Origin of the sequence: Achromobacter aegrifaciens (genome assembly GCF_902859965.1) — a bacterium.
Lineage (GTDB): Bacteria > Pseudomonadota > Gammaproteobacteria > Burkholderiales > Burkholderiaceae_B > Achromobacter > Achromobacter aegrifaciens.
Genome location: NZ_CADIKO010000006.1, coordinates 162,475 through 184,840, shown reverse-complemented (window position 1 = coordinate 184,840; position 22,366 = coordinate 162,475). Strand labels below are relative to the sequence as shown.

Annotated in this window: 23 protein-coding genes and 1 pseudogene; 12 read left to right on the top strand and 12 right to left on the bottom strand. The window is 67.3% G+C overall.

The genetic code is table 11. From position 1 onward, the window contains the following. Positions 1 to 381 precede the first annotated feature (381 nt). The 5 genes from HV793_RS29380 to HV793_RS29360 all read left to right on the top strand — a co-directional run bounded on the left by HV793_RS29380 (position 382) and on the right by HV793_RS29360 (position 4,009). Positions 382 to 540: a DUF5993 family protein gene (locus HV793_RS29380; RefSeq protein WP_013395673.1), complete on the top strand. Its 159-nt coding sequence runs from the start codon at positions 382 to 384 to the stop codon at positions 538 to 540. Positions 541 to 550: 10 nt separating this feature from the next. After that, positions 551 to 1,123 carry a disulfide bond formation protein B gene (locus HV793_RS29375; RefSeq protein WP_175214361.1) on the top strand — a complete coding sequence of 191 codons (573 nt, stop codon included), beginning with the start codon at positions 551 to 553 and terminating at the stop codon, positions 1,121 to 1,123. A gap of 103 nt (positions 1,124 to 1,226) precedes the next feature. Then, positions 1,227 to 1,748 carry a 5-(carboxyamino)imidazole ribonucleotide mutase gene (gene purE, locus HV793_RS29370; RefSeq protein ID WP_054451468.1) on the top strand — a complete coding sequence of 174 codons (522 nt, stop codon included), beginning with the start codon at positions 1,227 to 1,229 and terminating at the stop codon, positions 1,746 to 1,748. 5 nt (positions 1,749 to 1,753) lie between these two features. After that, positions 1,754 to 2,944 (top strand): 5-(carboxyamino)imidazole ribonucleotide synthase, encoded by a 1,191-nt coding sequence (locus HV793_RS29365; protein ID WP_054451466.1) that lies wholly within the window; start codon positions 1,754 to 1,756, stop codon positions 2,942 to 2,944. A 12-nt stretch (positions 2,945 to 2,956) separates the two neighbouring features. Then, positions 2,957 to 4,009 carry an L-threonylcarbamoyladenylate synthase gene (locus tag HV793_RS29360; protein WP_175214360.1) on the top strand — a complete coding sequence of 351 codons (1,053 nt, stop codon included), beginning with the start codon at positions 2,957 to 2,959 and terminating at the stop codon, positions 4,007 to 4,009. A 10-nt stretch (positions 4,010 to 4,019) separates the two neighbouring features. Here the strand turns inward: HV793_RS29360 and HV793_RS29355 are convergent, their stop codons facing one another. Genes HV793_RS29355 through HV793_RS29340 form a run of 4 tightly spaced genes read right to left on the bottom strand, consistent with a single transcriptional unit; the run spans position 4,020 to position 7,214 of the window. Then, the gene (locus HV793_RS29355; protein ID WP_054451462.1) at positions 4,020 to 4,847 is read right to left on the bottom strand and encodes an IclR family transcriptional regulator domain-containing protein; all 828 of its coding nucleotides are present in this window, start codon (positions 4,845 to 4,847) and stop codon (positions 4,020 to 4,022) included. Further along, entirely contained in the window at positions 4,847 to 5,488 is a 642-nt protein-coding gene (locus HV793_RS29350) for a 3-oxoacid CoA-transferase subunit B (RefSeq protein WP_175214359.1), read from the bottom strand. Before HV793_RS29350 ends, HV793_RS29355 begins: the two co-directional genes overlap by 1 nt. Positions 5,489 to 5,514: 26 nt before the next feature. Next, a complete protein-coding gene (locus tag HV793_RS29345; protein WP_175181926.1) occupies positions 5,515 to 6,195 on the bottom strand; it encodes a 3-oxoacid CoA-transferase subunit A in 681 nt (226 codons plus the stop codon). A 17-nt stretch (positions 6,196 to 6,212) separates the two neighbouring features. Then, a complete protein-coding gene (locus HV793_RS29340) occupies positions 6,213 to 7,214 on the bottom strand; it encodes a Bug family tripartite tricarboxylate transporter substrate binding protein (RefSeq protein WP_054451456.1) in 1,002 nt (333 codons plus the stop codon). A gap of 337 nt (positions 7,215 to 7,551) precedes the next feature. Between HV793_RS29340 and HV793_RS29335 the strand changes: the two genes are divergently transcribed. The 7 genes from HV793_RS29335 to HV793_RS29305 all read left to right on the top strand — a co-directional run bounded on the left by HV793_RS29335 (position 7,552) and on the right by HV793_RS29305 (position 14,766). Continuing rightward, positions 7,552 to 8,574 carry an amino acid ABC transporter substrate-binding protein gene (locus tag HV793_RS29335; protein ID WP_054451454.1) on the top strand — a complete coding sequence of 341 codons (1,023 nt, stop codon included), beginning with the start codon at positions 7,552 to 7,554 and terminating at the stop codon, positions 8,572 to 8,574. 119 nt (positions 8,575 to 8,693) lie between these two features. Next, positions 8,694 to 9,560 carry an IclR family transcriptional regulator gene (locus HV793_RS29330; protein WP_119450585.1) on the top strand — a complete coding sequence of 289 codons (867 nt, stop codon included), beginning with the start codon at positions 8,694 to 8,696 and terminating at the stop codon, positions 9,558 to 9,560. Positions 9,561 to 9,830: 270 nt separating this feature from the next. Beyond that, positions 9,831 to 10,739, top strand: coding sequence for an arginase family protein (locus tag HV793_RS29325; RefSeq protein ID WP_175214363.1), 909 nt, complete (start codon positions 9,831 to 9,833; stop codon positions 10,737 to 10,739). Positions 10,740 to 10,781: 42 nt separating this feature from the next. Continuing rightward, positions 10,782 to 11,570: an ABC transporter substrate-binding protein gene (locus tag HV793_RS29320; RefSeq protein WP_054451452.1), complete on the top strand. Its 789-nt coding sequence runs from the start codon at positions 10,782 to 10,784 to the stop codon at positions 11,568 to 11,570. A gap of 30 nt (positions 11,571 to 11,600) precedes the next feature. Further along, positions 11,601 to 12,293, top strand: a complete 693-nt coding sequence (locus HV793_RS29315; protein ID WP_054451450.1) for an amino acid ABC transporter permease — start codon at positions 11,601 to 11,603, stop codon at positions 12,291 to 12,293. Positions 12,294 to 12,297: 4 nt separating this feature from the next. Continuing rightward, positions 12,298 to 13,050, top strand: a complete 753-nt coding sequence (locus HV793_RS29310) for an amino acid ABC transporter ATP-binding protein (protein WP_054451448.1) — start codon at positions 12,298 to 12,300, stop codon at positions 13,048 to 13,050. A gap of 159 nt (positions 13,051 to 13,209) precedes the next feature. Beyond that, complete coding sequence (locus HV793_RS29305; protein WP_054451445.1) at positions 13,210 to 14,766, top strand: acetolactate synthase large subunit; 1,557 nt, start codon at positions 13,210 to 13,212, stop codon at positions 14,764 to 14,766. Here the strand turns inward: HV793_RS29305 and HV793_RS29300 are convergent. The 8 genes and pseudogenes from HV793_RS29300 to HV793_RS29265 all read right to left on the bottom strand — a co-directional run bounded on the left by HV793_RS29300 (position 14,763) and on the right by HV793_RS29265 (position 22,342). Then, positions 14,763 to 15,473: an ABC transporter ATP-binding protein gene (locus HV793_RS29300; protein WP_175214358.1), complete on the bottom strand. Its 711-nt coding sequence runs from the start codon at positions 15,471 to 15,473 to the stop codon at positions 14,763 to 14,765. The genes HV793_RS29305 and HV793_RS29300 overlap by 4 nt on opposite strands. Beyond that, entirely contained in the window at positions 15,470 to 16,234 is a 765-nt protein-coding gene (locus tag HV793_RS29295; RefSeq protein ID WP_175214357.1) for an ABC transporter ATP-binding protein, read from the bottom strand. Before HV793_RS29295 ends, HV793_RS29300 begins: the two co-directional genes overlap by 4 nt. Continuing rightward, positions 16,227 to 17,309, bottom strand: a complete 1,083-nt coding sequence (locus HV793_RS29290) for a branched-chain amino acid ABC transporter permease (protein ID WP_175214356.1) — start codon at positions 17,307 to 17,309, stop codon at positions 16,227 to 16,229. Before HV793_RS29290 ends, HV793_RS29295 begins: the two co-directional genes overlap by 8 nt. 2 nt (positions 17,310 to 17,311) lie before the next feature. Then, a complete protein-coding gene (locus HV793_RS29285; RefSeq protein ID WP_175214355.1) occupies positions 17,312 to 18,193 on the bottom strand; it encodes a branched-chain amino acid ABC transporter permease in 882 nt (293 codons plus the stop codon). Between the two features lie 25 nt (positions 18,194 to 18,218). Beyond that, positions 18,219 to 19,379 (bottom strand): ABC transporter substrate-binding protein, encoded by a 1,161-nt coding sequence (locus tag HV793_RS29280; protein ID WP_054451436.1) that lies wholly within the window; start codon positions 19,377 to 19,379, stop codon positions 18,219 to 18,221. Between the two features lie 37 nt (positions 19,380 to 19,416). Beyond that, entirely contained in the window at positions 19,417 to 20,241 is an 825-nt protein-coding gene (locus HV793_RS29275) for an alpha/beta fold hydrolase (protein WP_175214354.1), read from the bottom strand. Beyond that, positions 20,238 to 21,798: pseudogene (locus HV793_RS29270) on the bottom strand (benzoate-CoA ligase family protein). The gene HV793_RS29275 and the pseudogene HV793_RS29270 overlap by 4 nt, the downstream one beginning before the upstream one ends. Before the next feature lie 73 nt (positions 21,799 to 21,871). Then, a complete protein-coding gene (locus HV793_RS29265) occupies positions 21,872 to 22,342 on the bottom strand; it encodes a DUF4863 family protein (protein ID WP_054451429.1) in 471 nt (156 codons plus the stop codon). Between the last annotated feature and the right edge of the window lie 24 nt (positions 22,343 to 22,366).

The following is a 22,366-nucleotide window of genomic DNA, read 5'->3' as shown; positions in this document are numbered from 1 at the left end:
GGATCCCTCCGTCCGGACACCGGCTTACAGCATCTACCTATGAACGGGGTCTGAGGCCAACGCATTAGGCGACTGCCAGCCGAGGACCCCGAAGCCATCCGAAGCGCAGCCCCACCGGGGCGAGCATCGGAATGGCGCAGGGCAGCCTCGGCGGCTAAAGAACCCTGACGCCCGCAAGCTCGAAGCCCTACCGCTTCGCCCCCAGCAAGTTGGATTTACGTCCAACTTACCGCGGCCGGTCCAGATGGAGCGGTTTTTTCGACCCGAAAAGCGCTTGCCCTGCAAGTGTTATCAGGGCTTTCGATAGGATTTATTGCGAATTGTGACGTTATAATTCCCGGCTGCTTGCATGGGGACGTTCCCCAGAAAGGAGCTCCCAGCATGGTAATGATGTTGCCTTTCCTGACTGGCCTGATCGCGGTGTGGTTCGGCATGCTAGGCAGGCGCCGCCCCTGCGTGACCTTCTGGCTGCTGACGCTGGCGCTGTTCGCCGCCTGGTGCCAGTACCACATGACCAGCCCTCTGGCCTTGTCGTTCTGAGGGCGGGGCAATGATCTTCTCCCGCAATCCCGCGCGCGGCTCGCGCGTCCTCAATGGCCTGGCGCTGCTGGGCGTCACCAGCGCCCTGGGCATGGCCTTCTTCTGGCAGATCGCCTACGACGAGCTGCCTTGTCCGCTGTGCCTGTTGCAGCGCGTGGCGCTGCTGCTTGCGGGCGTGGGCTTCTTGCTGAACATGCGGTTGGGGCCTTCGCCCATGCACTATGCGATGAGCATCGCGGCCGCATTGGGCGGCATGCTGGCCGCCGGCCGGCAAGTGCTGTTACACATCGCGCCGGGCGATCCGGGCTACGGCTCGCCCTTCCTGGGCCTGCACTTCTACACCTGGGCGTTCATCGCCTTTGCCGCCATCATCGTGTTCTGCGCCGTGATGCTGGCTGTCGACCGCAAATGGGGCGACAACATGCTGCGCAAGCCGGTGTCGGTGCTGGGCGTGCTGGTCATGGCCCTGTTTTTCCTGGTGGCGCTGGCCAATGTGGGCAGCACCACGCTGGAGTGCGGGTTCGGGCCGTGTCCGGACAACCCTACCAGCTATCAATGGCTGGATTCCGCCTCCGCGACATAGCCCTTGCCGGCGCCGGGTAAAATACCGGGTTTCGCGGCATCCGTCCGCGGTCCTTTGACTTTCCGCGGCCCTGCGCCGCGGTCTCAACTCTACGACACCGGTTATGACAGCCAAGACTTCCGCAGCGGCAGAGGCCACCCCCGTGGTGGGCGTGATTATGGGTTCTTCCAGCGATTGGGAGGTCATGAAGCACGCGGTCACGATGCTGGAGGATTTTGGCGTTCCCCATGAGGCGCGCGTGATCTCCGCGCACCGCATGCCGCAGGACATGGCCGAGTACGGCGCGGCGGCGCATGCCCGCGGCCTGCGCGGCATCATCGCCGGCGCCGGCGGCGCGGCGCACCTGCCGGGCATGATGGCCGCCCTGACCGAAGTGCCGGTGTTCGGCGTGCCGGTGCCGTCCAAGTACCTGCGCGGCGAGGATTCGCTGCTGTCCATCGTGCAAATGCCCAAGGGCGTGCCGGTGGCCACTTTCGCGATCGGCGAAGCCGGCGCGGCCAATGCCGCGCTGCACCTGATCGCTACCCTGGCCGGCACGGACGCGGGCTTGCACAAGAAGCTGGTGGCGTTCCGCGCCCGCCAGACGCAAGCCGCGCGCGACATGAAGGTTCCGCCCGAGGCCTGATCAGAATGACTCAATCGACTGCTTTCATGATTGCTCCCGGCGGCTGGCTGGGATTGCTGGGCGGCGGCCAACTGGGCCGCATGTTCTGCCACGCGGCCCAGAGCCTGGGCTACAAGGTCGCGGTGCTGGATCCGGCCGCCGAATGCCCGGCGGGCATGGTGGCCGACCTGCACATCCAGGCCGCCTATGACGACGAGGCCGGCCTCGAGCGCCTGGCCCAGACCTGTCAGGCCGTCACCACCGAGTTCGAGAACGTGCCCGCGGACAGCCTGCGCACGCTGGCCACGCGCTGCCGCGTCAGCCCGGCCGGAGACGCCGTGGCCATCGTGCAGGACCGCATCGCCGAAAAGACGTTCATTGCCTCGCAAGGCATTGCTGTCGCGCCGCACGCCGCGATCCGCAGCGAAGCCGACCTGCGCGCAGCGCCCCAAGGGCTGTTTCCGGGCATCCTGAAAGTCGCGCGCCTGGGTTACGACGGCAAGGGCCAGGCCCGCATCAACACGCGCGAGGAAGCGCTGGCGGCCTTCGCCGAATTCGGCGGCGTGGCCTGCGTGCTGGAAGCGCTGATGCCGCTGGACTACGAAATTTCCGTGGTGCTGGCGCGCGGCTTCGATGGCGCGAGCGTGGTGTTCCCGGTGGCGCGTAACGTGCACCGCGACGGCATCCTGGCGGTGTCGACCGCGGCGCCGGTGCAGCAGGACGCAGCCCATGCCGAAAGGCAGGCCCGCGCCACGCAGGCCGCGCAAGCCATCGCGCAGGGGTTGGGCTACCACGGCGTGCTGTGCGTGGAATTCTTCGTGCTCAAGGACGGCAGCCTGATCGTCAACGAGATCGCGCCGCGCCCGCACAACAGCGGCCACTACACCATGGATGCCTGCCTCAGCAGCCAGTTCGAGCAGCAGGCGCGCGCCATGGCCGGCCTGCCGCTGGGCGGCTCCGACCTGCTGGCGCCCGCCGTCATGCTGAACATCCTGGGCGACATCTGGTATCCGTCGGCCACCGCCACGGCGCAGCGCGAACCCGATTGGGCCGCCGCGCTGGCCGTGCCAACCGCCAAGCTGCACCTGTACGGCAAGCGCGAAGCGCGCCGTGGCCGCAAGATGGGCCACATCACGATCGTGGCGCCCACCCTGCAGCAGGCTCGCGACGACGCCGCCCGCGTGGCGGCGGCGCTGGGCATGCAGGCTCCCGAGTAAAGCGCGGATTCCATGACTTCCTTGTCCCCGTCAGCATCCGCCACCGCCGCGGAGATCGCCCACGCCGCCCAGCGCATGCTGGACGGCGAGCTGGCCGCATTTCCCACCGAGACCGTCTACGGCCTGGGCGCGGACGCGGAAAACCCGCAAGCGGTCGCCAAGATCTACGCCGCCAAGGGCCGGCCTTCCAACCATCCCGTCATTGTGCACATCGCGCCGCAAGGCGATCTGTCGTACTGGGCGGCGGAAGTGCCGCAAGAGGCGCGCCTGCTGATCGACGCCTTCTGGCCCGGTCCGCTCACGTTGATTCTCAAGCGCGCGCCGCACATCGTCGACACGGTCAGCGGCGGCCAGGACAGCATCGGCATCCGCTGCCCCTCGCATCCGGTGGCGCAGGCGCTGCTGGAGGCTTTTGCCGCGGGCAAGCCCAACGGGCAGGGCGGCGTCGCGGCGCCATCTGCCAACAAGTTCGGCCAGGTGTCGCCGACGCGCGCCGAGCACGTGCGCAGCGAGTTCTCCGAGGAAGTCGCGGCCGGCATGCCGGTGCTGGAAGGGGGCGCCTCGGAAGTGGGCATCGAGTCCACCATCCTTGACCTGTCGCGCCTGGACCGCGGCGCCGGCCCCGTGCTGCTGCGTCCCGGCCACATCAGCGCCGCGCAGATCGAGGCCGTGCTGGGCGTGCAGGTCTTCGCGCCCGACGCCGCCGCGCCCAGGGCATCGGGCACGCTGAAGGCGCACTACGCGCCGCGCACGGCGCTGGAACTGGCTTCCGACGCACGCCTGCGGGACGTGGTGCAGGGGCAGGGCCTGCCCGAAGGCAAGGTCGTGGTGGTCGCCTACGGCGAGCGCCCCGATGTGCTCGACGCCCGGGTGCAGTGGCAGGGCGTGCCAGCCGATCCGGCGCGTTATGCGCAGGCCCTTTACGGCCTGCTGCGCGACCTGGACAAGCAGGGTTATGCGCGCATCATCGTGCAGGCGCCGCCTGCCACCGATGACTGGCACGCGGTCAACGACCGCATCGGCCGCGCCGCCGCTGCCTTCACGCTGGATACGACGGACCTGTAGGCCTTGCGCCTCAGGCCGCCAGGAACTCCCCGATCCGCTCCACCGCCTGCCGCAACGGCGGCAGGAACTCCTCCGTCAGCCGGTTCAGCGGCACCCGCGCCGCCTTGACACTGACGTTGACCGCGCCGCAGGCCTTGCCGCTGGCCGAGCGCACCGCCACGGAGATGGCGCGCACGTTCAGTTCCAGTTCCTGGTCGACGACGGCGTAGTCCTGCTCGCGGATGCGCGCGAGTTCGGCGCGCAGCTTGTCCTCGGTGACCAGCGTGAATTCCGTGTACGGCTGAAGCTCGGTCGCGGCGAAGTAGCGGGCCAGCGCGGGTTCGGGCAATTGCGCCAGCAGCACCCGGCCGATCGAGGTGCAGTACGCCGGCAGCCTGCTGCCCAGCCCCATCGAGGTCGCCAGCAGGCGGGTCACCTCGGAACGCGCCAGGTACAGCATCTCGTGGCCTTCCATGATGGCCAGCGCGCAGGTCTCGTTGATCGTGGCGCTGAGTTCTTCCAGCACCGGCTGCGCCAGCGACACAAAGGGCGTGGACGAGAAATAGGCGTAGCCCAGGCCCAGGATGCGCGGGGTCAGTACATAGAGCCTGCCGTGCTGTTCGGCGATGCCCAACAGGATCAGCGTGTGCAGGCAGCGCTGTACCACGGCGCGCGGCAAGCCGGCGCGGCGGCTCAGTTCGGCCGCGGTCTGCGGATGGCGGCGGGTGCCGAAGGCGCGGATCACATGCAGCCCGCGCGCCAGCGTCAGCATGTAATCCGGATCGCCGCGCAGCTGGTCGGGATGGTCTTCCGCCGCGAGCGGCGCGGCGTAGCCGGGCGGCGGAAGATTGGGCCGCATCAGGCTGCGCGCAATGGCGCGCCGGTGCGCGCCTGGAGGGCTGAGAGGGTCATGCCGTCGATCATATCCCGAACCAGCAGCCCGTCCGGCGTGACCTCGATGACGGCCAGGTCGGTATAGATGCGGTCCACCACGCCGGCGCCTGTCAGCGGATAGGTGCAGCGCTCGACGATCTTGGGTTCGCCGCCTTTGCTGTTGTGCTCCATCATGATGTAGACGCTGCGCGCGCCCACCGCCAGGTCCATCGCGCCGCCCACGGCCGGCGCTTCCCCCGGCTTGGCCAGCGACCAGTTGGCCAGGTCGCCGTTGGCGGCGACCTGCATGCCGCCCATGACGCAGATGTCCAGGTGGCCGCCGCGCATCATCGCGAACGAATCGGCGTGATGGAAATACGCGCCGCCTTCCAGCAGGGTCACGGGCTGCTTGCCGGCGTTGATCAGGTCCAGGTTGATGTCGGCTTCGGCGGGCGGCGGACCCATGCCCAGGATGCCGTTTTCGCTGTGCAGCACGATCTCGCGGCCGGCCGGCAGATGCGCGGCCACCAGCACAGGCATGCCGATGCCCAGGTTGACATAGCTGCCGTCGGGTATGTCCTGGGCCAGGCGGCGCGCCATGGCCTCGCGGGTCAAGGGTTGGAACATGCGGACTCCTTGGGATTCGGCCAGCCCTAGCTGGAAAAGGCGGCGTTGGCGACCTGGGTGACGCGCTTGACGAAGATGCCCGGCGTCACCACGGCCTCGGGCGACAGCTCGCCCAGCGCGACCTTGGCGCGCACCTGCACGATGGCGGTCTTGGCCGCCATGCACATGACCGGGCCGAAGTTGCGCGCGCTCTTGTTGTAGGTGAGGTTGCCCCAGCGGTCGGCCAGGTCGGCCTTTACCAACGCGAAGTCGCCATGCAGGGGCTGTTCGAAGACGTGGCCACGGCCGTCGATCATGCGCGTTTCCTTGCCGCGCGCCAGTTCGGTGCCGTAGGCTGTGGGCGTGTAGAACCCGCCCAGGCCGGCGCCGGCCGCCCGCAGGCGTTCGGCGATGGTGCCTTGCGGCACGCATTCCAGTTCGATGCGGCCCTGGCGGTAGAACTCGTCGAAGACCCAGGAGTGCGACGCCTTGGGAAACGAGCAGATCACCTTGCGCACGCGCCCGGCCTTGATCAACGCCGCCAGGCCGGTTTCGTGGTTGCCGGCGTTGTTGCTGACCACGGTGAGCTCGCGCGCGCCCTGCGCGATCAGAGCGTGGATCAGTTCGGTGGGCATGCCGGCGCCGCCGAAGCCGCTGATCAGCACGGTGGCGCCGTCGTGCACGTCCGCAACGGCGGTCTCGGGAGTGTCGTAGAACTTGTCGATCATGCGGGGCTCCTGCGCTTTCAGTCCACGGTGATACGCGCCTGCTTGATGATCCCGGCGTAGCGCGTCGAGTCCGTCTTCATCAGGTCGGCGAATTGCGCGGTGGTGCCGCTGACCGGCAGGAAGCCCGCGTCCAGGAATTTCTGCCTGACGTCGGGCTCCTTGACGATCTCGCTGATCTCGCGCGCCATGCGGTCGATGACCGGCGTGGGCGTGCCGGCCGGCGCCATCAGGCCCGCCCACGAACCGGTGACGAAGCCGGGCAGGCCGGCTTCTTCCATGGTCGGGATCGAGGGCTCGGTCGGCCAGCGCTGCTTGCCGGTGAACGCCAGCGCCTTCAGCCGGTTCTGCTTGACGTACTGCATGGGCACGAGGATCGGATCGAAGACCATGGACACGCGGCCGCCCAGCAGGTCCGCCAGGATGGGGGCGCTGCCTTTGTAGGCCACGTGCGTCATGGTGATCTTGCTTTGCAGCGCGAAGTCCGCGCCGGTCAGGTGCGCGCTGGAACCGTTGCCGCTGGAGGCATAGGTGAGCTTGTCCGGATTCTTGCGGGCATAGTCGACCAGTTCGGCCACCGTCTTCACGGGAATGTCTTCGGCCACGAACAGGAACAGGGGCAGGTCCGCCATCTGCACCACGGGCGTCAGGTCGGCGGGCTTGTAGCCCAGTTTGTATAGATGGAAATTGATGATGTAGGCGGGCAGGATGGAAAGAAAGGTGTAGCCGTCCGGCTCCGCCTTCGCGGCGATGGCGGCCCCCACGCTGCTGTTGGCGCCGGGGCGGTTCTCGATGATGATGGTCTGCTTCAGGCGCGGGCCGAGCTTGTCCATCACGATGCGCGTGACGATATCGGTCGAGCCACCCGGCGTGTACGGCACGATGACTTTGATCGGCTTGCTGGGCCAGTCGTCTGCGGCGTGAACGCCAGCGCCGGCGGCCAGGCCGGCGGCCGCCAGGGCCGTGCCCAGCAGGGATTTAAGGGTGCTGCGGCGGGACTGCAAGTGGCTTGCATGGGTCATGGGTTGGGTCTCCTCCATGAATCGGCCGCTCGCGTAGTCGCGGCCGTTATTTTTTGAGAGATCGCGGCGCCGGCAGCGGCGGGCCCGGGACGCGAAAAAAGTATGGCACCAAGGCAAGCGGCCATCGCGGTCTGGCGGGCGGATAAAGTTCGTTCACCGGACAGGTCTGCAACCTTCAGGAATCGCGCCCCGTCCTCCGGGTTTCCACTAGGCGCCTTCGCGTTGTTCACGCCGTGGACATGGCTTAATCTGGCGGCCGGCCCAGTAAGGCAGGGCTCGGTTTCAACCGCAGTCGGCTTACAAGCCGGCGCGGCATCCATACTCAGGAGAAGTGATCATGAAGCGGTCCATCTTGTTTGCAGCCGGCGCCTTGGCCCTGGCTTGCGCATCCCAGGCGGCGGTGGCGGGGCCCACCCTCGATGCCGTGAAGAAAAAAGGATTCGTGCAGTGCGGCCTGACCGACGGCGTATCCGGCTTTTCGGCGACCAACAGCAAGGGCGAATGGGAAGGCATGGACGTGGACATTTGCCGCGCGGTCGCGGCGGCGGTGTTCGGTGATCCGACCAAATTCAAGGGCACGCCGCTGTCCACCCAGCAACGCTTCACGGCGCTGCAATCGGGCGAGGTGGACGTGCTGCTGCGCACCGTCACGCTGACGCAGACCCGCGACACGTCGCTGGGCTTGGCGGCCGTGGCGGCCAGCTTCTACGACGGCCAGGGCATCCTGGTAAGCAAGAAGCTGGGCGTCAAAAGCGCCAAGGAACTCAACGGCGCCACGGTCTGCGTGCAGCCCGGCACCACCACCGAGCTCAACCTGGCCGACTGGTTCCGCACCAACAACATCGAATTCAAGCCGGTGGTGATCGACAAGGTGACCGAGGTCGTGCGCGCCTTCGAATCGGGCCGCTGCGACGCCTTCACCGACGACGCCTCGCAACTGGCCGCGGTGCGCGCCACCCAGGTCGCCAAGCCGGACGACTACGAGATCCTGCCGGAACGCTTCTCCAAGGAGCCGCTGGGTCCCATGGTGCGCCAGGGCGACGAGAACTGGCTGGGCATCGTGCGTTGGACGCTGTTCGCGCTGATGGAGGCCGAGGAATACGGCATCACCCAGAAGAACGTCGACGAAATGTTGAAGAGCAACAACCCCAACATCGCCCGCATCCTGGGCGTGACGCCGGGGGCGGGCAAGAACATGGGGCTGGATGAGAAGTGGGCCTACAACGCCATCAAGGCAGTGGGCAACTACAGCGAAGTGTTCGAGCGCAACGTGGGCAAGGACAGCAAGCTCGGCCTGCAACGCGGCACCAATGCGTTGTGGAACAAGGGCGGCGCCATGTATCCCTGGCCGATCCGCTAAGGTTCGCGCCAGCCAGGACGGCCCGGATTTCCGGGCCGTTTTTTTATGGCATCGCCACGCGATACGTCTGCACCGTATTGCGGTACGCTATGCGCTTTCCACTGGACGGCCCACGCGCCATGACGCAGACCCGAAACGCCGAGGATTCCCCACTGTTCATCGCCGCGCTGGCGCGCGGCGTCTCCGTCCTGCGGGCCTTCAGCGAGGGGCAGCCCGCCATGACCTTGCCGGAGCTGGCCGAAGCGACCGGACTGAGCAAGAGTTCGGTGCAGCGCTTCACCCACACGCTGTGGACGCTGGGCTATCTGCGCAAGGACCCCTTGAGCAAGAAGTTCTCGCTGGGGCCCTGGTCGCTGGAGCTGGGCATGAAGTACGTGCAGACCAGCCCGCTGGTGCTGGGCGGCAATCCTTTCCTGCACACGCTCAACCGCAACAGCCAGGAAACCTGCAGCCTGGCCGAGCCCGACGGTCTGGACATGGTGTACGTGGCGCGCTTTGCCACCCACAAGGAAATGTTCGTGAACATGCCGGTGGGCATGCGCCTGCCGCTGTACTGCACGGCGGCGGGCCGGGCGGTGCTGGCCAGGCTGGATCCCGCGGTCGCGCGCGGTCTCCTGGAACGGTGCGACCGCAAGGCCTACACGGCCGCCACCATCACAAGCATGGACGAGCTCCTGGCCGAGCTGGAGTTTGCCCGCAGGCACGGCTATGCGCGCTCCAACGGCGAGTTCTATCCGGGCGACATCACGGTCAGCGCCGCGGTGCTGGATGCCGGTGGCACGCCGGTAGGCGCGGTCAACGTATCGGTGCCGTCCAGCCGCTGGTCGTTCGAGCAGGCGCAGGCGGTGTTCGGTCCGCAAGTGGTGGAAACGGCGCACGCCATCAGCGCGTCGCGCACGCTGGGGCGGTCGCGCCCCTTCTATGAAATGGAGCCGCCGGGCGGCGCCCTGCGCGACGCGATGCCGTTCGCGGGCGACGAAGCCTGATTCCAGGGGGCCCGGGTCCTGGGCGCGCCGACCACGTGCGTTCGTTATTCATACTAATTTAGTCGGATATAAAACTGCTGATTAGGGGAAACTCCCTAATTGGCCGGATGCTTGTACGCACGCTACTCTTATTTCGACACGATCATATCGCACAGCGATTTGATTGAATCTAAATAGTGATCCCAGCCTTATCCAGGGCAGCGGTCGTCACCCAGGAGCCGAGTTGTGCAGCAGCCAGCCGAAGTCTGTTTTCATCCCGTCGCCGGGTTCATGGGCCTGCCTGCCGTCCGCGCCGCGGGCACGGGCGCGGCGCGCGCCTGCGTGGTCGGCATTCCCTTCGATTGCGGCACGCATCCGTTCCGGGTCGGATCGCGCCAGGGGCCGGACGCGATCCGCGAGCAGTCCAGGCTGCTGCGGCCGGTGGATATCTTCCGGCGCCACGGCATCGACAACCCGCCGGAGTTCCTGCGCGCCATCGATGTGGGCAATGTGGCCTGCCATCCGGGCGATCCGGACGCCTCCTATCCGCTGATCGAGGCCGGCATAGGCGCCATCCTGGATTCGGGCGCCATACCGATTTCCATGGGAGGCGATGGCGCGGTCACCTTGCCGCAGCTGCGCGCCGTGGCGCGCCGCCATCCGGATTTCGTGGTGCTGCATTTCGATTCGCACACCGACACCTATCCCATCCCTGGCTACAACACGGCCACTACGTTCACACGCGCCGCTGAAGAGGGGCTGCTGGACGTGGCCTCCAGCTTTCACATCGGCACGCGCGGCAGTTCCTTCATGCCGGGCGTGTTGGAGTTCGGGCGCGAGGTCGGCTACACGATCCTGCCTTATGACGACTTCGACCAGGACCAGAAGGGCGCGCTGGCCAACATCAAGCAGCGCATCGGCCAGCGGCCCGTGTACCTGTGCTTCGACATGGACATCTTCGATCCTTCCTGCGCGCCGGGCGTGTGCACGCCGGAGTGGGGCGGACTTACGGCCAAGGAAGGGCTGGCGCTGCTGCGCCAGCTCGCGGGCCTGAACTTCGTGGCGTTCGACGTGAACACCGTGTCGCCGCCGCAAGACGTGCAGGGGGCCACGGCCTTCCTGGCAGCCACCGTCATGCAGGAATTCTGCGCGCTGGCGGCGGTAGCGGTGCAGCAGTATCCGCAGGGGCGTCCGGCCTGAGCCGGCAGCGCCACGCCAACCAATTCATCCAAGGGGAAAACGATGAAACTCAAATCCATTCTGCTGGGCCTGGCTGTAGCCGGCCTGCTGGCCCAGGGCGGCGCGCAGGCGCGCACGCTGGACGAGATCCGCGCGGACCAGAGCCTGAACGTCGTCACCACGGCGTCCGCGCCGCCGCACGGCTTCAAGAATCCGAAGTCGAACCAGCTGGAGGGCATCATGGTGGACGTGGCCGCGGCCGTGGCCAAGCACCTGAAGGTGTCGGACAAGCTGTCCGACGTGCCGTTCTCCGGCCTGATTCCCACGCTGACCTCGGGCCGCGCCGACGTGATGTCCGCGCCGCTCTTCATCACCGAGGAACGCGCCCGCGCCATCGATTTCTCGGCGCCGGTCTATGAATGGGGCGAGGGCATCGTGGTCAGCGACAAGGCCGACAAGAAGTACGCCAAGTTCGAAGACATGAAGGGCCAGCGCGTAGGCGTGCTGGTGGACTCGGTGCAGTTCAACATGATCAAGGACATGCCCGGCACCAAGGTGTCGACGTACCAGGACTATTCCACGCTGCTGGCCGACGTGCGCGCCGGCCGCATCGACCTGGGCATCGTGGATCCGCCCAGCATCATCTACCAGATCAAGACCAAGAACATCCCCGGCGTGAAGCTGGACACGGGCTATCAGCCGCAGCGCAAGTGGCAGGTGGGCATGGCGGTGCAGAAAGGCAACGCCGCGCTGCTGGAGGCGGTCAACGGCGCGCTGGCACAGATGAAACAGAACGGCGAGCTCGCCGCCATCGGGCAAAAGTGGGGCGTGGCCGACCTGATGAGCAAGTGACGCCGTACCGGCACGGATAAGGAGTACGACTTGGATCTCGCGACCCTGCGCATGTACCTGACCCCCCTCGCCGAGGGCACGGTCTGGACCCTGGCGCTGTTTTTCTCTTCGGCATTCCTGGCGGTGGCCCTGGGCCTGGTCGTCTGTCTGTGCCGCCTGTCGCCGTCGCGGCTGCTCAGCCGCGGCGCGCGTTTCTACATCGACGTGATACGCGGCACGCCGCTGCTGCTGCAGCTGTTCTACATCTACTACGGCCTGCCTGAGATGGGCGTGGTCATCAACGGCTTCGTTGCCGGCGTATTGGGCCTGACGCTGAACTTCGGCGCCTATCTGGCCGAACTCTTCCGCAGCGGCATCCAGTCGGTGGACAGCGGCCAGTACGAGGCGGCGCGCGCGCTGGGCCTGGGCAAGGTGCAGCGGCTGCGCCGCATCGTGCTGCCGCAGGCCTTGCGCACGGTGTTCCCGGCGCTGGGCAACTACGCGCTGGTGCTGATCAAGGAAACCTCGCTGGTGGCCGTCATCAGCGTTTACGAATTGATGCGCGCGGGCGAAATGCTGGCGGGCGCCACCTTCCAGGCGCTGACCGTCTACACCATGGTGGGCGTCATCTACTTCGCCATGTGCAGCGTGCTGTCCTACGTGTTCCGCCGTTCCGAAAAGCGCCTGACCGTGCCGGGCTACTGGAGCGGCGCGGGCGAAAACCATGACATTTCCAAGGCCTGATGCGATGGATGGATTGAACTACGCCGCCCCTATCATCACGATGCAGGGCGTATGCAAATGGTATGGCGACTTCAAGGTGCTGGACGAGCTGGCGCTGGAGGTGTTGCCAGGCGAAAAGCTGATCCTGTGCGGGCCGTCCGGCTCCGGCAAGTCCACCACCATCCGGCTCTTGAACCGGCTCGAGGAACACCAGCAAGGCCGCATCGTCGTCGACGGCATCGAGCTGAACGACGACCTGAAGAACATCGAGCGCATCCGCGCCGAGGTCGGCATGGTGTTCCAGCACTTCAACCTGTTTCCGCACCTGACCGTGCTGGACAATTGCACGCTGGCGCCGATGCTGGTGAAGGGCGTGCCGCGCGAGGAAGCCGAGGCCCGCGCCATGGAATACCTGGAGCGCGTCAAGATTCCGCAGCACGCCTCCAAGTACCCGGGCCAGCTGTCCGGCGGCCAGAAGCAGCGCGTGGCGATTGCGCGGGCGCTGTGCATGCGGCCCAAGATCATGCTGTTCGACGAGCCCACATCCGCGCTGGACCCCGAGATGGTCAAGGAAGTGCTGGACACCATGGTGGCGCTGGCGCGCGACGGCATGACCATGGTGTGCGTGACGCATGAAATGGGTTTCGCGCGCGAGGTCGGCGACCGCGTGGTCTTCATGGACCAGGGCGCCATCGTCGAGGCCGACACGCCGGACAATTTCTTCCGCGCGCCGCGCACCGAACGCGCGCAGGCCTTCCTGGGGCAGATACTGGGTTGATCGGGCCTTTCAAATTCCGTTTGGCGGAACCTGTGGAATGGTTCCATGACGGCGGCCTGAAATGGCTCTAGCCGGTTTCGGCTACGCTACCTATCATGCATGTCACGCGGGCGCGCATGCGCCCATGCACCGCCAATGGAAAATGATCAGGGAAAAACGATGAACGGCGCTGATAGTCTTTGCGATACCTTGCTGGCCAACGACGTGGATGTTTGCTTCGCGAACCCCGGCACATCCGAAATGCACTTTGTCGCGGCATTGGATCGCAAGCCGAAGATGCGCTGCGTGCTGGGCCTGTTCGAAGGCGTGGTGACCGGCGCGGCCGACGGCTACGCGCGCATGGCCGACAAGCCTGCCGCGACGCTGCTGCACCTGGGCCCGGGCCTGGGCAACGGGCTGGCCAACCTGCACAACGCCAAGCGCGCCCGCACGCCCATGGTCAACATCGTGGGCGACCACGCCACCTATCACGTCCAGTACGACGCGCCGCTGACCAGCGACGTCGAAGGCGTCGCGCGCCCGATGTCGCATTGGGTCAAGCGCACCACCAAGGCCGCCGACCTGTCCGCGGACGCCGCTGAGGCCGTGGGCGTGGCGCGCCGCTCGCCGGGCAACATCGCCACGCTGATCCTGCCCGCCGACGCGGCCTGGACGGACTTGCCGGAAAACACCGCGCCGGTGCTGGCCAAGAGCGAGGCCTTGGCCCAGACCTCGGCCGACGCGGTGCGCGCGGCGGTTGCCGCGATCCGCTCGGGCGAAGTCACGACGCTGATGCTGGGCGGTTCCGCGCTGCGTGAACGCGCGCTGAATGCCGCCGGCCGTATCGCGCGCGCCACCGGCGTGCGGCTGGTGTCGGAAACCTCCAACCGCCGCATCGAGCGCGGCGGCTCGCGCACGCCGGTGGACCGTCTGCCGTATCCGATCGACCTAGCGGTGGCCAAGCTGAAGGACGTGCGCCATCTGGTGCTGGTGGGCGCGAAAGCGCCGGTCGGCTTCTTTGCCTATCCCGGCAAGCCCAGCCTGCTGGCGCCGCCCGACTGCAAGCAGGTGGTGCTGGGCACGCCCGAGCAGGACCTGGCGCATGCGCTGGAGTGGCTGGCCGATGAGCTCGGCATCGCCCAGGACGCGCCGCGCCTGGCCGCTGCCCCCGCCAACTACGAGGTGCCGCAGTCCGGCAAGTTGACTGGCGCCGCCGTCAACATCCTGGTCGCGCACCATCTGCCGGAGCAGGCCATCGTCTGCGACGAGTCCATCACCCAGGGCCGCGAATTCCCGCTCTACAGCGTCAACAGCGCGCCGCACGATTGGCTCATGCTGACGGGCGGCGCCATCGGCATCGGCCTGCCGCTGGCGACCGGCGCTGCCGTCGCCTGCCCGGACCGCAAGGTCGTCACCCTGCAGGCAGACGGCAGCGGCATGTACACCTTGCAGGCGCTATGGACGCAGGCGCGCGAGAACCTGGATTGCCTGACCGTGATCCTGGCCAACCGTTCCTACGCCACCCTGCACGGCGAGATGAAGAACGTCGGCGTACAGGAACCCGGGCGCAACGCCCGCCGCATGCTGGATCTGGAAGAACCGTACCTGGACTGGACGCATCTGGCGCGCGGCATGGGCGTGGAAGCGGTCAGCGTGGATACGGTGGAAGGCTTCGCGCGCGCGCTGCAGGAAGGCCTGAAGCGCCGCGGCCCGTTCCTGATTGAAGCGGTGATCTAAACCCCCAGATAGCGCGTCAACTGCTCGGGCTGCCGGGCCAGCGACGCGCTGTCGCCGTCCTGCACGATCTGGCCTTTTTCCATCACCAGGCAGCGGTCGGTGTGTTCCAGCACCGCCCGGTAATTGCGGTCCACGATCAGCGTGGACATGCCGCTGGAGCGGATCTGGCGGATGATTTTCCAGATCTCGGCCACGATCAGCGGGGCCAGGCCCTCGGTGGCTTCGTCCAGGATCAGCAGTTCGGGATTGGTCATCAGCGCCCGGCCGATGGCCAGCATCTGCTGCTCGCCCCCCGATAGCTGCTGGCCGCCATGGCCCAGGCGTTCCCGCAGGCGCGGAAACACCTCCAGCACGCGCGCGTAGGTCCAGTCCTGGCGGCCGTCGCGGCCGGCGCGCGCAGCCACCTGCAGGTTCTCGCGCACGTTCAGGTTGGGAAAGATGCCGCGCCCTTCGGGTACATAGGCCACGCCCATGCGGGCGATGGCATGGGGCTGCGCACGGGTGCAGTCGCGCCCGTCCACGCGCACGCTGCCCTGGGCGCTTCTTACGTGGCCCATCAGGCTGCGGATCAGCGTGGTCTTGCCCATGCCGTTGCGCCCCACCAGGCCTACGGATTCTCCGGGCGCGATATGCATGTCGATGCCGCGCAGCACATGGCTGGCGCCGTAGTAAACGTGCAGGCCGCCTGCTTCGATCAATGCGGTCATACGCTGGCTCCATGGCTGTCTTCGCCCAGGTAGGCGGTGCGCACGTCGGGGTTGGCGCGGATCGCGTCTGGCGTGCCGCTGGCGATGGCGGCGCCGTTGACCATGACGGTAATGGTTTCGGCGACGCGGAAGACCGCGTCCATGTCGTGTTCCACCAGCAGGATTGCGTGGCCGGGCTTGAGCGCTTCCAGCAGCTCCAGGATGCGGTCGGTTTCCTCGGGGCCCATGCCGGCCAGGGGTTCGTCCAACAGCAGCACCTGCGGTTCGCCCGCCAGGCACATGGCGATCTCAAGCTGGCGCTTGCGGCCATGCGGCAGCAGCCCGGCGTCGCGCGCGGCGTCGTCCGCCAGGCCGGTGCGCTCCAGCGCGTGACGCGCAAGCTCCGCGCTGTGGCGGCATTCTGCGGCGGACCGCCACCAGTGCCAGAAGCGCTGGCGGCGAGCCTGGGCGGCCAGCCTGCAGTTTTCGAACACGCTCAGTTCGGGAAAGATGGTGGACCGCTGGTAGCTGCGGCCCAGGCCCGCGCGCGCCCGGTCGGGCTGGCGCCAGGCCGTGATGTCGCGGCCGCCCAGCATGACTTGGCCGCTGCTGGGCGCGAGTTCGCCCGACAGGATGTTGATCAGCGTGGACTTGCCTGCGCCGTTGGTGCCGATGACGGCGTGGACCTGGCCGCGCTGCAATTCCAGCGACACGCCGTTCACCGCCGTCAGGCCGCCGAAGCGGCGCGTGACCGCGCTTGCGGCCAGCAGGACATCAGACATGGGGCTCTCCCTGGATGGGCAGGCGGGCGGGGGCCTGCTGACGGCTGGAATGCGCGGCATCCGGTTTGGGCGCGGCGCGGGCGGTGTCGGCGTCCGGGCCGGGGGCGGCAACGTGCGCCGCGCGGCGCTGGCGCAACTGAGCCGGCAGCCCGGCCAGGCCGTTGGGCAGCAAGGCCACCAGCGCGATGATGGCTACGCCCAGCGGCAGGTGCCAGTGGCGCGCGTATTCGCCGAAAATCTCCTGCGACTGGAACAGTTCCTGCATCAGCACCAGCGCCACAGTGCCCAGCACCGCGCCGCCCAGGCTGCCCATGCCGCCCAGGATCACCATTAGCAGCACCAGGCCTGATTGTTCCCAGGCCAGCAGCTCGGGCGTGACGAAGCCGTCCTTCAGCGCGAACAGAAAGCCCGCCAGGCTGGCCAGCGTGGCGCCGATGACATAGGCGGCCAGCTTGTAGGGATAGGTCGAGTAGCCGGCTGCGCGCATACGCTGTTCGTTGACGCGGATGCCGGCGAGCGCGGCGCCGAAAGGCGAACGCCGCAGCAGCGCCAGGAAGCCCCAGGTCAGCGCCAGGCAGGCGAGCACGAAGAAGTAGAAGGTCCGGGCATCGCCCAGGTCGAACGGCAGCCAGCCGCCCAGGGACAGTTCGGGCCGGAAGTACAGGTAGATGCCGTCGCTGCCGCCGCCGATCTTGGTGTCGTGGAACACGTAGTAGGCCATCTGCGAGAAGGCCAGCGTGACCATGATGAAGTACACGCCGCGGGTGCGCAGCGCCAGCGCGCCGGTCGCCAACGCATAGGCCGCGGCGGCGAGCAGGGCGGCCGGCAGCAGCCACCACAGGCCGGCGGCTTCGGATTCCGGCGACAGCAGCGCCGCGACGTAGGCGCCGATGCCGAAGAAGGCGGCGTGGCCCAGGCTGACCAGTCCCGCGCCGCCCACCAGCAGCTGCAGGCTGAGCGCGAAGATTCCATAGATCATGATCTTGATCGCCAGGCCGGTGTAGTAGTCGCTGCCGCTCCAGGAGAAAACGGCCAGCGCCAGCAGCGCCGCAATGGGCAAGAGTCGGTTCAACATGGTCAGCCCTGCTTGAACAGCCCTTCGGGCTTGCAAAGAAGTATGAAGGCCATCAGCAGGTACACCAGCACGCCCGCCGCGGACGGGAACAGCACCTGGCCGAAGGTTTCCACCACGCCCACCAGCATCGCGGCCAGGAAGGCGCCACGGATCGAGCCGATGCCGCCGATCACCACCACCACGAAGCAGATGATGAGTACGCCGTTGCCCATGCCGGGATAGACCGAGGACACCGGCGCGGCGATGCTGCCTGCCAGCGCCGCCAGCGCCACGCCCGCCGCGAACACCAGGCGGTAGAGCTTGTTGATGTCTATGCCCAGCGATCCGATCATCTCGCGGTTGCTGGCGCCGGCCCTCAGCATCATGCCCAGCCGCGTGCGCGTGATGACCCAGTACAGCAACAGCGCCACCGCGATGCCGACGGCGGAAATGAACAGCCGGTAGACCGGATAGGTCATGACGTCGCCCAGCGCGATGCTGCCCTGCAGCCAGGCTGGCAGGGGCACGCCGTGCACGTCGTTGCCCACCAGGATGCTGCGCAGTTCTTCGAAGACCAGGATCAGGCCGTAGGTCATCAGCACCTGCTGCAAGTGGTTGCGCTTGTACAGGTAGCTGAAAAAAGCGGCCTCCAGCAGATAGCCCAGGGTGCCGGCGGCCAGCACGCAGACCGCCAGCGTGGCCAGGAAGCCGCCGCCCAGCCAGCGGTCGACGGCCGGTCCCAGCGCGAACGCCATGTAGGCGCCGATCATGTAGAAACTGCCGTGGGCAAGATTGATGATGCCCATGATGCCGAAGATCAGCGTGAGTCCGCTGGCCACCAGGAACAGCAGCAAGCCGTACTGGAAAGCGTTCAGGCTCTGGATGAGCAGGATGCTGATGTCCATGGGGCCTCCCTGTGGCGGATTGCGGTCAGAGCTTGCAGCCGCGGGCCGGGTCGGCCAGCTTCTTCACGGCGATATCCACGACCTTGTTCTCCAGCCCGTCGACGCGGCGCAGGTAGATGTCCTGCACCGGGTTGCCCGCGCTGGACAGCGTGAAGGGGCCGCGCGGGCTGTCCACCGTGGCGCCGCGCATGGCCTTGCGGAAGTCTTCCTTCTTGGCGAAGTCGCCCTTGACCGCGGCCAGGCCCGACTGCATCAGCTGCGCCGCGTCATAGCCCTGCACCGCGTAGACGTCGGGCTGCGCCTTGTAGGCTTTGCTGTAGTCGGCGCGGAAGGCGTTGTCGCGAGGCGTGTTCAGGCCGTCGGCATAGTGCAGGGTGGTCAGCAGGCCTTGCGCCGAAGCGCCCTGGGCCTCCAGCGTGCCGTCGGTCAGGAAGCCCGAGCCGTACAGCGGGATGGTCTTGCCCAGGCCCGCGGCGTAATAGTCCTGCACGAATTTCACGGCGCCGCCGCCCGCGAAGAACGTGAACACCATGTCGGGCTTGAGCGCCGCGATCTCGGTCAGCAGCGGCTGGAATTCCACGTTGGGAAACGGCAGGCTCAGTTCCTTCACGACCTTGCCGCCGGCCTTCTCGAAGCCTTCCTTGAAGCCGCCGATGGCTTCGTCGCCGGCCGCATACTTCCAGGTGATGGTGACGGCCGTCTTGTGGCCCTTGGCAAAGGCCACCGGACCCATGGCGTACGCCGGCTGCCAATTGGTGAACGAGGTGCGGAAGATACCCGGGCCGCACAGCGGGCCGGTGATGGCGTTGGCGCCCGCGTTGGTCACGATCAGCGTGGTGTCGGCGTCCTTGGCGGCCTTGGCCAGCGCCATCGCCACGCCCGAGTGCACGGTGCCGATCAACACGTCCACCTGGTCGCGCTTGATCAGGCGGTTGGCGTTTTCGGCGGCCTTGGCGGGGTTGGACTCGTCGTCCACCTTGAAGTATTCGATCTCGCGTCCGCCCAGCTTGCCGCCTTGTTCGGCGACGTACAGCTTGAAGCCGTTCTCGATGGCGTTGCCCAGCGCGGCGTAGGTGCCGCTGTAGGGCAGCATGAAGCCGACCTTGATCTTGTCGGCGGCCTGGGCGCCGGTGGCGGCGAGCGTCAGAGCCGCGGCGAGCGCAGCCCGGGTCAGGGCGTGGTTCATGGTTAGTCTCCGTGCTTGTTATGGGCCGACGCAGTGGTCAGCGGGGTTTTTCCAGGCCGCCGATAAAGCTGGCGACGGCCTGGATAACGCGGGCTGGCTGGTCCTTGTGCGCCGAGTGGCCGCAGTCGGGCAGTTCCAGCAGTTCGGTCTGGGGCGCGAGTCGGCGTATGCCGCGTATCTGCGCCAAGCTGCCGTATTCGTCGTCCGCGCCCTGGATGGCAAGCACGGGGCAGGCGATGCGGGGCAGGTATTCGTCCAGGTTCCAGCGGCGGAAAGCCGGGTCCAGCCAGATGTCGTTCCAGCCCCAGAACGCCGAATCCGGGTCCGCGTGATAGCGCCCCAGCCGGGCTCGCAGGTCCGTGTCCAGATAGGCCTGGCGCGCCTGCGCGATGCTGGCGAGCGACACGTCTTCGACCAGGATATGGGGCGCGGCGGCGACCACGCCGGCCACCGCGTCGGGATGCATGGCCGCATACAGCAGGGCGATGGAGCCGCCGTCGCTGTGGCCGAACAGCACCGGCTTGTCGCGCCGGGCGTCCACGCCCAGCGCGAGTAACAGCGCGGGCAGCACCTCGCGCGCCTCGATGTGCATGAAGTCCACCGGTCGCTTTTCTGTTGGCGGCCGGGGCGTCGATTGCCCGTAGCCGTAGCGCGAATACACCAGTCCGCGGCACCCGGCTGCTGCACAGACGCGCTCGGGCCAGTCCTTCCACATGGATACGGACCCCAGTCCTTCGTGCAGGAAGACCAGCAACGGGGCGCCGGGGCTGTCGGACCCTATCCACTGGTATTCCAGGCGCAGATCCCGGCCGCCGGCATGAAACTCGGCAAACACGGTCTCGGCCACGGCGCAGGCGCTCATAGTGTGGCCTCTTCCAATTGGCGCAGGCGGAAGCGCTGTATCTTCCCGGTGGCCGTCTTGGGCAGTTCTTCCGTGAAATTGATCTGGCGCGGATACTTGAACGGCGCCAGATGCTGTTTCACATAGTTCTGCAGCGCGGCCCCGGTCTGCGCGTCGGGCTCGAAGCCGGGCCGCAGCACCACATAGGCCTTGGTCTTGACCAGCCCGTCGTGGTCCGGCACGCCGATCACCGCCGCTTCCAGCACGGCCTCGTGCTGCACCAGGATGTTCTCGACCTCCACTGGCGACACGTACTGGCCGCTGACCTTGATCATGTCGTCGCTGCGCCCGGCATAGGTGTAGTAGCCGTCCGCGTCGCAGGTGTACTTGTCGCCGCTCTTGAGCCAGTCGCCCAGGAAGCACTGGCGCGTCTTGTCGCGGTTGTTCCAGTACATCAGGGCTGCGCTGGGGCCTTTGATGTAGAGGTCGCCGATGGCGCCGGGCGGCACCGGGGCGCCGTTCTCGTCGCGCAACTGCACCTCATAGCCCGGCACGGGCTTGCCGGTGGTGCCGTAGCGCAGCTGCCCGGTCTGGTTGGAGATGAAGATGTGCAGCATCTCAGTGGAGCCGATGCCGTCCAGGATCTCGCAGCCGAAGTGGCGCGTGTAGCGTTCGCCGATGTCGCGCGGCAACGCTTCGCCGGCGGACGTGCAGATGCGCATGGCGACCTGTTCGCGCGCCGGCAGGTCGGGCGAGGCCAGCATGCTGGCGTACAGCGTGGGCACGCCGTAGAACACGGTGGGCCGATGCTGCGTCAGGCGTTTGAAGACCGCTTGCGGCGTGGGGCGTTCGCCCATCAGGATGACGGTCGCGCCCACGGACAGGGGGAAGGTCAGGCCATTGCCCAGGCCGTAGGCGAAGAACAGCTTGGCGGCCGAGAACACCACGTCGTCCTCGCGGATGCCGAGCACGGGCTTGGCATAGAGTTCGGCCGTGTGCCACAGGTTGCCATGGGTGTGGACCACGCCCTTGGGTTTGCCGGTGGAGCCGGACGAATACAGCCAGAAAGCGATCTCGTCGGACAGGGTGCGCGCCGCTGGCGCGAGCGGGGCGGCGGCCAGCAGCGATTCGAATTCGCGCCCGCCTTCGGGTAAGGGGCCGGCGGGCTGGGAAACCACCAGGTGTTCGACATCGGCGGCGGCCTGCCCCAGCGCGGTCTGCACCACTGGCAGCAAGGCGCCCGATACGAACACGGCGCGCACGCGGCTGTGGCCAATGATGTAAGCGTAGTCATCGGCGGTAAGCAGGGTGTTCACGGCCACCGGCACCACGCCCGCATGCAGCGCGCCCAGGAATACCACCGGCCAGTCGACAGTGTCCTGCATCAGCAGCAGGATGCGCTCCTCGCGCCGCAGGCGCCAGCTGGCGCAGCGCGCCGGCCATGCGCGCCACCCGCTCCGCCAGTTCGCCGTAGCTGATCTGGCGCGTGTCGTCGATGTAGGCCGGCTTGGCGGCGCGCGGCGCATTGAGCGCCGCCAGGTGGCTGGCGAAGTTGAGTTCGTCGGGACAGGCGTTCACGGTTGTCTCCTGATGTCCTGTGGGGGGAGCCGCGCTGTGTGTGTTTTTCTGGCGGCGGGTGGGGCGGGGCCTTTCAGGTGCGCGTGAATTCGATGGCGCCGCCCGGCAGCAGATACAGCACCAGCGCGCGGCCGCCGCTCACGGTCGGGCTGTGCGCGCTGCCGGGGCCGTAGACCAGCCAGCCGGCGCCGTGGCCGTCGAAGCGGGCGCCCTCGGTCAGCGGCATGATCATGTCGATCTCGCCATTGGGGTGCGCGTGGTGGGGGCCGGCAAGATCGTTCATGTCCACTACGTCCACCGAGCAGTCCGCCAGGTCTGGCGCGGGCTTGATGACGCGGCCGTAGCGGATGCCGCCGCCTTCCCGGCTGCACATCCAGCCCTCGGCCACGCCCTGCCTACAGGTGGCGTAGATCTCCTGGAACAGGGCGCTTTGCGGGCCGGCCTCGCGGTTCAGGCTTTCCTGCAGCGCCGCGTCCAGCGGCTGGCCTTGCGTCAGGCGCGTGACCTCGCGCATCAGGGCATGGAATTGATCAGGCGTACTCACCGGGCTCCTCCTTTACACTGTCGG